We start from the raw sequence: 8,063 nt of genomic DNA on the forward strand, positions 1-8,063 counted from the left end.
ACCGCACCGCGCGAAGCGGCTTCCAGGCCCAGCGCCCCGGTACCGGCAAAGGCGTCCACACAGCGCAGGCCGGTGAGATCCTGGCCCAGCCAGTTGAACAAGGTTTCGCGCACGCGCGAGGGGGTGGGACGCAGGCCAGGGCGGTCGGCCACGGGCAGCAGGGTGCGCTTCCAGAGGCCGCCGATGATGCGGATTTCATGCGGGGCGCTGGCCGCGGCGCGTGCGGCTGAAACGGGAGGTTTTTTCATGCCGTCGAGCTTACGCGACCCAAACGCGCATCGCGTTCAAGGCTGAGCTCCAACAACAACGGTGACCATCCGTTCGGGCTGCAGCACGCGAGCAAACGAGCGCCGGATGTCGGCCACGCTCACGCGCTCGATCTGCTGGGTCCAGGTGTCCAGGTAGTCCAGCGGCAGGCCATTCCAGCCGATGTTGGCCACGTTGTCGAGCAGCTTGCGGTTGCTGTCGATGCGCAGCGAAAACCCGTTCACCAGAAACGCCTTGGCCGCCTTGAGTTCGTCCTCGGTCGGCCCCTGCTCCACGAACTGCTTGACCACGTTGCGCGACACCTCCACGGCTTGGGCGGCCTGGTCGGGGCGCGTGGTCAGACCGATCTGGAAGGCGCCGGCATGGCGGCCCGGCGCGAAGTAGCTGAACACACTGTAGGAGAGGCCCCGCTTCTCGCGCACCTCAGTGGTCAGGCGCGAGACGAAGCCACCGCCACCCAGGATGTAGTTGCCCACGAAGAGCGGAAAGAAGTCCGGGTCGCTGCGGGCAATGCCGGGCTGGCCGATCGACACCTGGGCCTGCGCGGCAGCGAACGGCAGGCGCTCGTCGATCGCACGCTCCAGCGCCTGCACCTGAGGTACCGCCGGCAGCGGGTCGCAACCGTGCGATGCCAGCGGTGCCATGAACTGGCCAACGATGGCGTCGGCCTGCGCGCGGTCGATCGCACCCACCAGCGTCACCTGCGCGCGGCAGGCCACCACATGGCGGCGGTAGAAGGCCTGCATGTCGGCCACGTTGATCGCGTTGAAGGTGGCGGCGTCGGGCTGAAAACCATACGGGTGCTGGCCATACACTGCCCGCGCGAACGCTCGGTTCGCATGCGTGCCCGGCCGGTTTTCGGCTTCCTTGAGCGAGGCCAGGATGCGTTCCCGATCGCGTTGCCACACGGCTTGCGGCCAGGCGGGTGCCGAGATCTGGCGGGCGGCCAGCGCCACAGCGCGTTGCAACAGATCGGGCTCGGTCAGCGTGCGCAGCGACAGCGTGAAGCGGTCGGCGCTGGCCTGGGCGCCGAACTGCGCGCCGAGGTCCAGCCAGGCTTCGCTGAGCTGGTTTTCGTCCAGCGCAGGCAGGCCCGGCTGTGCGGCCACGCCGTCCGACAGCAAACCCGCCGTTGCGCCAGCCAGCCCGGCTTGGGCCGCCGGATCGCGCCGGCTGCCGCCGTCAAAGTCGAGCTGCACGTCCAGCATGGGAATGGACGGGCTGGCCACCAGGTACACGCGCGCGCCGCTGGCGTGGGTCCAGTGTTCGATGGGAATGGCCGCCTGGGCGGTACTGAACACGCCGGCGAGCAACACCGACAAGGCAGCACGGCGAATGGAAGGTTTCAGGCGCGCGCTCATTTTGAACTCCCCTGGGGCACCAGCACCGCGGTGGTGAGCTGTTGATCGGAGAAATACCGCTGCGCGACCGACTGCACCTGTGCGGCGGTCACCGCCTTCAGACGACCCATCAGTCGGTCTCCGGTGTTGATGTCCATGCCATTGGCCCAGTAGCTGCCCAGCTCCTGCGCCTGGTTGAACACCGAGTCGAGCTTGTAGGTTTCACCGGCCGTCCACTGCGTCTTGACGCGGCGCAATTCGGCTTCGCTGATGCCCTCTCGGGCGATGCGCTCGACCTCGGACTTCAAGGCGGCGGCGGCCATCTCGGGCGTCACTCCCCGGGCGGGCACCGCACTCAGCGAAAAAAGCTGTGGCCCCCGACCCATCAGGCCGTAGGAGGCGCCCGCGCTGTCGGCGATGCGTTTGCCTGCGGTGCCCTGGCCTTGCACCAGTGCGCGGTCCAGCCGTGCGCCGCTGTAACCGCTCAGCACGGCCGAGAGCACGGTCAAGGCCAGCGCGTCCTGGCTGGCCGCGTCTTCCTGGATGGCACCGCTCCAGCGCGGCACCTTGTAGGCCAGGGCGACCACGGCCTGGTCCGCCACAGCGCGAAACTCCATGCGGCGCGGGCCGGATTGCAGCGGCTCTTCGCGCGGCTTGCGTTCGGGCAAGGCGCGGGCCGGGATGGGACCGAAATGTTTCTCTGCCAGCGCCCTGGTCTTCTCCACGTCCACGTCGCCTGCAATCACCACCGCAGCGTTGGCCGGCGTGTACCAGCGCTGGTGGAACTCGCGCGCATCGTTCGGTGTCATCGCCTCGATGTCGCTCATCCAGCCGATGATGGGCCGGCGGTAGGGGCTGGCCTGGTAGACCATCGCATTCATGGCTTCGAACATGCGCGCGCGCGGCGATTCTTCGGTGCGCTGGCGGCGCTCTTCCTTCACCACCTCGATCTCGCGCTTGAACTCGTCGTCGCTCCACTGGTTGTTGGCGAAACGGTCGGCTTCGAGCTTCATCACCGCTTCGAGTGCCTGCGCCGGCACCTGCTGGTGGTAGGCCGTGGCGTCGCGGCTGGTGAAGGCGTTGTCGCGCCCGCCCAGGGCCGCAATGCGGCGCGAATACTCACCCGGCTTGAGGTCGCGAGTGCCTTTGAACATCATGTGTTCGAGCACGTGGGCCACGCCCGAAGTGCCGTCCACCTCGTCGATGGAGCCCACCCGCACCCACAGCATGTGGGCCACGGTGGGCGCGCGCCGGTCGGGCCGCACGATCAGCGTCATGCCGTTGGACAGCGTGAAACTCTGGGCCACCGGGGTGGCGGGCGAAGGGGTTGAAGACTGTGCTGACGACCCGAGGGCCACGAAAGCCAGTGCGATGGACAGTGCGGCGCGGCGCCCGTCCGGCAGGTTCAGAGTGCGTTTCATAGAATGCAATGGATTCTAGAGATGGACAAATGTTCTCGTTCTTTCGCAAAAAAGCCCCCACCGAGCCCTCACCGGCCACCCCAGCACCCCCCGCAGTCACGCCTGCGGCGGCTCCCCCCGTCGAACTGGCTCCCGCGCCACCCGCTGCCGCACCCGTGCGCCAGGGCTGGCTGGACAAGCTCAAGACCGGCCTGCGCAAGACCGGATCGAGCATCACCACGGTCTTCACCGGCACGCAGATCGACGACGCGCTGTACGAGGAGCTCGAAGCCGCGCTGCTGATGGCCGACACCGGCGTGAAGGCCACCACCCACCTGCTGGCAGACCTGAAACGGCGGGTGAAAGAGAGCAAGACCACCGACCCCGCCGCCGTGAAGGGTCTGCTGGCCGATGCCATCACCGAGCTGTTGATGCCGCTGCAAAAACCGCTGGTCATTGGCGAACACAAGCCCACCGTGATCATGGTGGCCGGCGTGAATGGCGCGGGCAAGACCACGTCGATCGGGAAACTCACGCGGCATCTGGCGCAGGGCGGCGCCACGGTGCTGCTGGCCGCGGCCGACACCTTCCGCGCCGCCGCGCGCGAGCAGCTCGCGGTGTGGGCCAACCGGAACACGGTGGAAATCATCACGCAGCAAGGCGGCGATCCGGCCGCCGTGAGCTTTGACGCGGTGACCGCCGGGCGCGCGCGCGGACGCGACGTGGTGCTGGTGGATACCGCCGGGCGCCTGCCGACCCAGCTGCACCTGATGGAAGAGCTGCGCAAGATCAAGCGCGTGGTGCAGAAGGCCGACCCCACCTCACCGCACGAAGTGCTGCTGGTGATCGATGGCAACACCGGGCAGAACGCCCTGATGCAGGTGAAGGCCTTCGACGACACGCTCGGCCTCACCGGTCTCATCATCACCAAGCTCGACGGCACGGCCAAGGGCGGCGTCATCTGCGCCATCGCGCGCGAGAAGCCGGTGCCGATCTATTTCATCGGCGTGGGTGAAAAGCTCGAAGACCTGGAGACCTTCAACGCGCGCGAGTTCGCGCAGGCACTGCTGTCCTGAACGCTCAGTTTTCGTTGTCGGAGTAGTTGCGCCACTGGCCCATGGCGTTGCGCATGGTCAGCAACTGGCGCTCAAAACGCGGGCACGCCTGGCACATGGCCATGTGCAGGCGCAAGGCCATGCGCTCGACCAGCGGCAAGGAGCGGTCTTCCTGCGCAATGAGAAGTGCAGAGACTTCCTTGCAGGTGCGGCGCAGCGGATAGGCGGGCTTCATTTCGTTGACGGTCGGGCAAACCAGTTGAGTTCAAGACATTCTCGCAACCGCAACCGGGCCCGGTGCAGCTGAACGTAGAGGTTGGTCGGGGTGAGCGACAGTTCCTTACAGATCTCCTCGCTGGAGAGCTCCAGCCATTCGCGCATCAGGAACAGCCGCCCCTGCACGGCAGGCAGCTTGTCGGTGCAGGCTTCCAGCACCTCGAAGAACTGCCGGCTGTTCAGGTCCTGCTCAGGATTGCCCCACTCGGCGGGCTTCTCGGCGTAGTGTCCGTCGGTCTTGAAGGCTATGTGCTCCAGTGGGTCGGTGCCTTCGTCATCATTGCCGCTGGACAGGCATACCTCGCGGCTGTTCAGCCGCAGGGTGTCAATGATCTTGTGCTTGAGTATGCCCACCAGCCAGGTCTTGAGCTGGGAGCGCTGCTCAAATCCCTGCGGGCGTGAGATCGCGGCCAGCATGGTTTCGGACACCGCGTCTTCGGCCCAGGCGTCGTTGCGCAGCTGCAAACGCGCAAATTTGAGCAAATACGCACGCAAATCCGCCACTTGTTGCTCGAATGACGGGTTGTTGGGCTGCGACATGGGGGCTGAGTGTAATGAAACGGTTTGCAGGACGACGAAAGGCCTCACAGGAGGTTCCCATGTCACTGTTTCACGCCCGTTTCACCACCCATTTCAAAGCCTGGTTGATCGCCGCCGCCTTGGGCCCGCTGGCGCTCATGGCGCAAACCGTCCCAGCTCCGGGCACCCCGCCCGTGTTGCGCGGCAGCACGCTCGAGGGCAAGGCCTTCGACCTGCAAGCCCTGCGCGGCAAGGTGGTGATGGTGGTCTTCTGGTCGACCGACTGCGCGGTCTGCCGCGACAAGATGCCCGAGCTGCGGGCCAACGTGAAAGGCTGGGTGGGTCAACCATTCGAACTGGTCGGCGTGAGCACCGACCGCCTGCGCAGCAACGCCGTGAACTACCAGCAACTGGTCAATGCGACCGTGCCCACCAGCCAGCGCTTCACCACGCTGTGGAGCGGCGAGCCGCAGTACCGCGACAGCTTTGGCGTCCCGGGGCAACTGCCAGCCGCCTTCTTGCTCGACAAGTCCGGCGCGCTGGTGGAGCAGTACCACGGCCGCATTCCCCCTGAAGCCTGGGATCGCATCGCCGACCTGCTCTGAGGATTTCTTTTCAAGGTGACGTAAGAAAGCCGTCCGGCGCCAGACCAACCTCCAACCCGCTGGTGCTGTGACCGTCAAACGGCACACCGAGGCGGGTTGTCCCTCAACCCTGTTCCATCCTTCAGGAGCTTCCCATGAACCAACGCACCATGATCGCCGCCGCTGCCACTTCGCTGATGTCGCTGGCCCTGCTCTCCTCGCCCGCCTTCGCACAAAACGCCGCCAAGGAAAAATGCTTCGGCATTGCCAAGGCCGGCCAGAACGACTGCGCCAACCTCGCCGGCACCCACTCGTGTGCCGGTCAGGCCAAGGTGGACAACGACAAGGGCGAATGGAAATACGTGCCCGCCGGCACCTGCAAACAGATGGGTGGCGTGAGCCAGGAGCAGGCCAAGATGGACATGAAGAAGTCCTGATCGCCGCTTCTTTTTCAAGGCCAATGCCATGACCGCCACCGAGCCATCCATGCAGACCTCAGCGGTCGCACCCGTGGGCATCGGCTGGCGGCACCCCCATCACGCCGAGCTGCTGCAGCGGCAGCCGGCCCTGGACTTCATTGAAGTCCATTCCGAGAACTTCTTCGCACCCGGTGGCGCCGCGCGTGCGGTGCTTCGCCAGGGGCGTGAACACTATCCCGTCAGCTTGCACGGCGTGGGCCTGTCGCTGGGCTCGGCCGCCGGCATTGACGGGGCACACCTTGACCAGCTCGCGGCCCTGGTGGCCGAGATCGAGCCGGTGCGCGTTAGCGACCATGCCTGCTTTGCGCGCGGCAGCCTGTCCTCCCGTCCTGCACCTGCGGTACACGCCTCCGACCTGCTGCCCACCCCCTTCACCCGCGAGGCGCTGGACGCGATGTGCGCCAACGTGCAGCGCGTGCAGGACCGCCTGCGCCGCCCGATCGCGGTGGAAAACCTGTCGGCCTACGTGCGCTGGAGGCACAACGAACTGGGCGAGCCCGAGTTCCTCAACTTGCTGGCCCAACGCACCGGTTGCCAACTGCTGGTGGACGTGAACAACATCTTTGTCAACGCGCTCAACGACAAGCTGCAAGGCTCGATGCATGACCCGCTGGTTGTTTGCAAAAACTGGCTGGACGCCATTGACCCTGGAGATGTGGCCGAGCTGCACCTGGCGGGTCATGTGGATTGCGGCGACATCGTGATCGACGACCACGGCAGCCGCGTGGTGCCCCAGGTGTGGTCGCTGTACCGCCACGCGCTGGAGCGGTTTGGCGCCGTGCCCTCGCTGATCGAATGGGACACCGATGTGCCCGGGTTGCAGGTGCTGCTCGACGAGGTGACCGCAGCCCGCGAACACGCCAACCGCGCGTTGGACACGGGAGCCGCATGAACTCCCTGATGCTGCAGCAGCAAAGCCTGCTCGATGCGTTGTTCGCGCGGCCCGGCAACAACCAGTCCACCGGCGCCCTGCACCACCTGCACACGCAGCTTGAAATGCACGCTTCTCGTGGCCTCATGGCCTACCAGGCCAACGGCCACGCGCTCGCCGAACGCAGCTTGCTGGCCGTCTACCCGGTGATCGCGCAACTCATCGGCGCCGAGAGCTTCAACGCCCTGGCACGCGACCTCTGGCACAAGCACCCGCCACGGTGCGGCGATCTGGCGCAGTGGGGCGATGCCCTGCCCGCCTTTCTCGCCGTCAATGAACAACTCGCCGACGTGCCCTACCTGGCCGACGTGGCGCGTGTGGAGTGGGCACTGCACCGCGCGGCCAACGCCCCGGACGACGATACCGACCTGCCCAGCTTCGCGCGCCTGTCCAGCGAAGACCCCGAGGCCCTGACGCTGCGACTCGCCCCCGGCACGGTGATGCTCACCAGCGCGTGGCCGGTGGTCAGCGTGGTCACCGCACACACGGCCGGCGAACCCACCCTGGCCGAGGCGGGCCAGCGCGTACGCGACCGCGCGGGCGAAACCGCCGTGGTCTGGCGCCAGGGCTGGCGCCCATGTGTGGCGGCCTGCCCGGCCAACGCGCTGGGCGTGCTGCAGGCGCTGCTGGCTGGCGCGACGCTGACCGAGGCCCTGGGCCAGGCCACCGACGGTTTCGATTTCTCCGACTGGCTCACCCAGGCCGTGCACAGCGGCCTGGTGCTCGGCGTGGTCGACGCCACTCCCAAACCCCCAAACACCCCCCACGCCAAGGAAAAACCATGAACCCACCCACCCTGCTGCAGCGCGGCCACGCGCTCTGGTCTGTCGTCACACAAACGCTCAACGCAACGCAGCCGCTGGCCGCGCTCGCTGCACGCGTGTACCTGGCCCAGGTATTTTTCCTGTCGGGCCTGACCAAGATACGCGACTGGGAAACGACCCTCCTGCTCTTCACCGAGGAGTACAAGGTGCCGCTGCTCTCGCCGCAACTCGCGGCCATCTCGGGCACGGCGGGTGAGCTGGTGTTGCCGGTGCTCCTGCTGCTCGGGCTGGCAGGCCGCTTCTCGGCGCTGGGACTGTCGGTGGTGAATGTGGTGGCGGTCGTCAGCCTGGCCGAAATTGCACCCGCCGCGCTGCAGCAGCACATCACATGGGGCGTGCTGCTGGCCGCGCTGGCCGTCTACGGTGTCGGCAAATGGTCGGTGGACTG

General features: G+C 66.6%; 11 protein-coding genes. 6 read left to right on the top strand and 5 right to left on the bottom strand.

Annotated features, from left to right (window positions below):
- The 3 genes from Q0C59_RS16930 to Q0C59_RS16940 all read right to left on the bottom strand — a co-directional run.
- The coding region (locus Q0C59_RS16930) for an RsmD family RNA methyltransferase (protein ID WP_291217697.1) at positions 1 to 248 on the bottom strand (248 nt) is incomplete at its 3' end.
- 36 nt (positions 249 to 284) lie between these two features.
- Entirely contained in the window at positions 285 to 1,628 is a 1,344-nt protein-coding gene (locus tag Q0C59_RS16935; protein WP_291217699.1) for a pitrilysin family protein, read from the bottom strand.
- Positions 1,625 to 3,028 (bottom strand): pitrilysin family protein, encoded by a 1,404-nt coding sequence (locus Q0C59_RS16940; RefSeq protein WP_291217702.1) that lies wholly within the window; start codon positions 3,026 to 3,028, stop codon positions 1,625 to 1,627. The genes Q0C59_RS16935 and Q0C59_RS16940 overlap by 4 nt, the downstream gene beginning before the upstream one ends.
- 29 nt (positions 3,029 to 3,057) lie before the next feature.
- On the opposite strand from Q0C59_RS16940, the gene ftsY reads away from it, so the two are divergent.
- Positions 3,058 to 4,083 carry a signal recognition particle-docking protein FtsY gene (gene ftsY / locus Q0C59_RS16945; protein ID WP_291217704.1) on the top strand — a complete coding sequence of 342 codons (1,026 nt, stop codon included), beginning with the start codon at positions 3,058 to 3,060 and terminating at the stop codon, positions 4,081 to 4,083.
- A 4-nt stretch (positions 4,084 to 4,087) separates the two neighbouring features.
- Here the strand turns inward: ftsY and Q0C59_RS16950 are convergent, their stop codons facing one another.
- Positions 4,088 to 4,297: a zf-HC2 domain-containing protein gene (locus Q0C59_RS16950; protein WP_291217706.1), complete on the bottom strand. Its 210-nt coding sequence runs from the start codon at positions 4,295 to 4,297 to the stop codon at positions 4,088 to 4,090.
- Complete coding sequence (locus Q0C59_RS16955; RefSeq protein ID WP_291217708.1) at positions 4,294 to 4,878, bottom strand: sigma-70 family RNA polymerase sigma factor; 585 nt, start codon at positions 4,876 to 4,878, stop codon at positions 4,294 to 4,296. Before Q0C59_RS16955 ends, Q0C59_RS16950 begins: the two co-directional genes overlap by 4 nt.
- 59 nt (positions 4,879 to 4,937) lie before the next feature.
- On the opposite strand from Q0C59_RS16955, the gene Q0C59_RS16960 reads away from it, so the two are divergent.
- The 5 genes from Q0C59_RS16960 to Q0C59_RS16980 all read left to right on the top strand — a co-directional run.
- Complete coding sequence (locus Q0C59_RS16960; protein WP_291217710.1) at positions 4,938 to 5,462, top strand: TlpA disulfide reductase family protein; 525 nt, start codon at positions 4,938 to 4,940, stop codon at positions 5,460 to 5,462.
- Positions 5,463 to 5,596: 134 nt separating this feature from the next.
- Positions 5,597 to 5,878, top strand: a complete 282-nt coding sequence (locus tag Q0C59_RS16965; protein WP_291217712.1) for a DUF2282 domain-containing protein — start codon at positions 5,597 to 5,599, stop codon at positions 5,876 to 5,878.
- A 28-nt stretch (positions 5,879 to 5,906) separates the two neighbouring features.
- Positions 5,907 to 6,812 carry a DUF692 domain-containing protein gene (locus Q0C59_RS16970; RefSeq protein ID WP_291217714.1) on the top strand — a complete coding sequence of 302 codons (906 nt, stop codon included), beginning with the start codon at positions 5,907 to 5,909 and terminating at the stop codon, positions 6,810 to 6,812.
- Positions 6,809 to 7,636, top strand: coding sequence for a DNA-binding domain-containing protein (locus Q0C59_RS16975; RefSeq protein ID WP_291217716.1), 828 nt, complete (start codon positions 6,809 to 6,811; stop codon positions 7,634 to 7,636). Before Q0C59_RS16970 ends, Q0C59_RS16975 begins: the two co-directional genes overlap by 4 nt.
- The coding region (locus Q0C59_RS16980; protein WP_291217718.1) for a DoxX family protein at positions 7,633 to 8,063 on the top strand (431 nt) is incomplete at its 3' end. The genes Q0C59_RS16975 and Q0C59_RS16980, both read left to right, overlap by 4 nt.

Origin of the sequence: Hydrogenophaga sp. (assembly GCF_022844385.1) — a bacterium.
Lineage (GTDB): Bacteria > Pseudomonadota > Gammaproteobacteria > Burkholderiales > Burkholderiaceae_C > Hydrogenophaga.

What these genes read in the sequence shown, in the direction of transcription:
- Q0C59_RS16935 (WP_291217699.1), bottom strand. Translation starts at nt 1,628, where the DNA reads ATGAGCGCGCGCCTGAAACCTTCCATTCGCCGTGCTGCCTTGTCGGTG.
- Q0C59_RS16940 (WP_291217702.1), bottom strand. Translation starts at nt 3,028, where the DNA reads ATGAAACGCACTCTGAACCTGCCGGACGGGCGCCGCGCCGCACTGTCC.
- ftsY (WP_291217704.1), top strand. Translation starts at nt 3,058, where the DNA reads ATGTTCTCGTTCTTTCGCAAAAAAGCCCCCACCGAGCCCTCACCGGCC.
- Q0C59_RS16950 (WP_291217706.1), bottom strand. Translation starts at nt 4,297, where the DNA reads ATGAAGCCCGCCTATCCGCTGCGCCGCACCTGCAAGGAAGTCTCTGCA.
- Q0C59_RS16955 (WP_291217708.1), bottom strand. Translation starts at nt 4,878, where the DNA reads ATGTCGCAGCCCAACAACCCGTCATTCGAGCAACAAGTGGCGGATTTG.
- Q0C59_RS16960 (WP_291217710.1), top strand. Translation starts at nt 4,938, where the DNA reads ATGTCACTGTTTCACGCCCGTTTCACCACCCATTTCAAAGCCTGGTTG.
- Q0C59_RS16965 (WP_291217712.1), top strand. Translation starts at nt 5,597, where the DNA reads ATGAACCAACGCACCATGATCGCCGCCGCTGCCACTTCGCTGATGTCG.
- Q0C59_RS16970 (WP_291217714.1), top strand. Translation starts at nt 5,907, where the DNA reads ATGACCGCCACCGAGCCATCCATGCAGACCTCAGCGGTCGCACCCGTG.
- Q0C59_RS16975 (WP_291217716.1), top strand. Translation starts at nt 6,809, where the DNA reads ATGAACTCCCTGATGCTGCAGCAGCAAAGCCTGCTCGATGCGTTGTTC.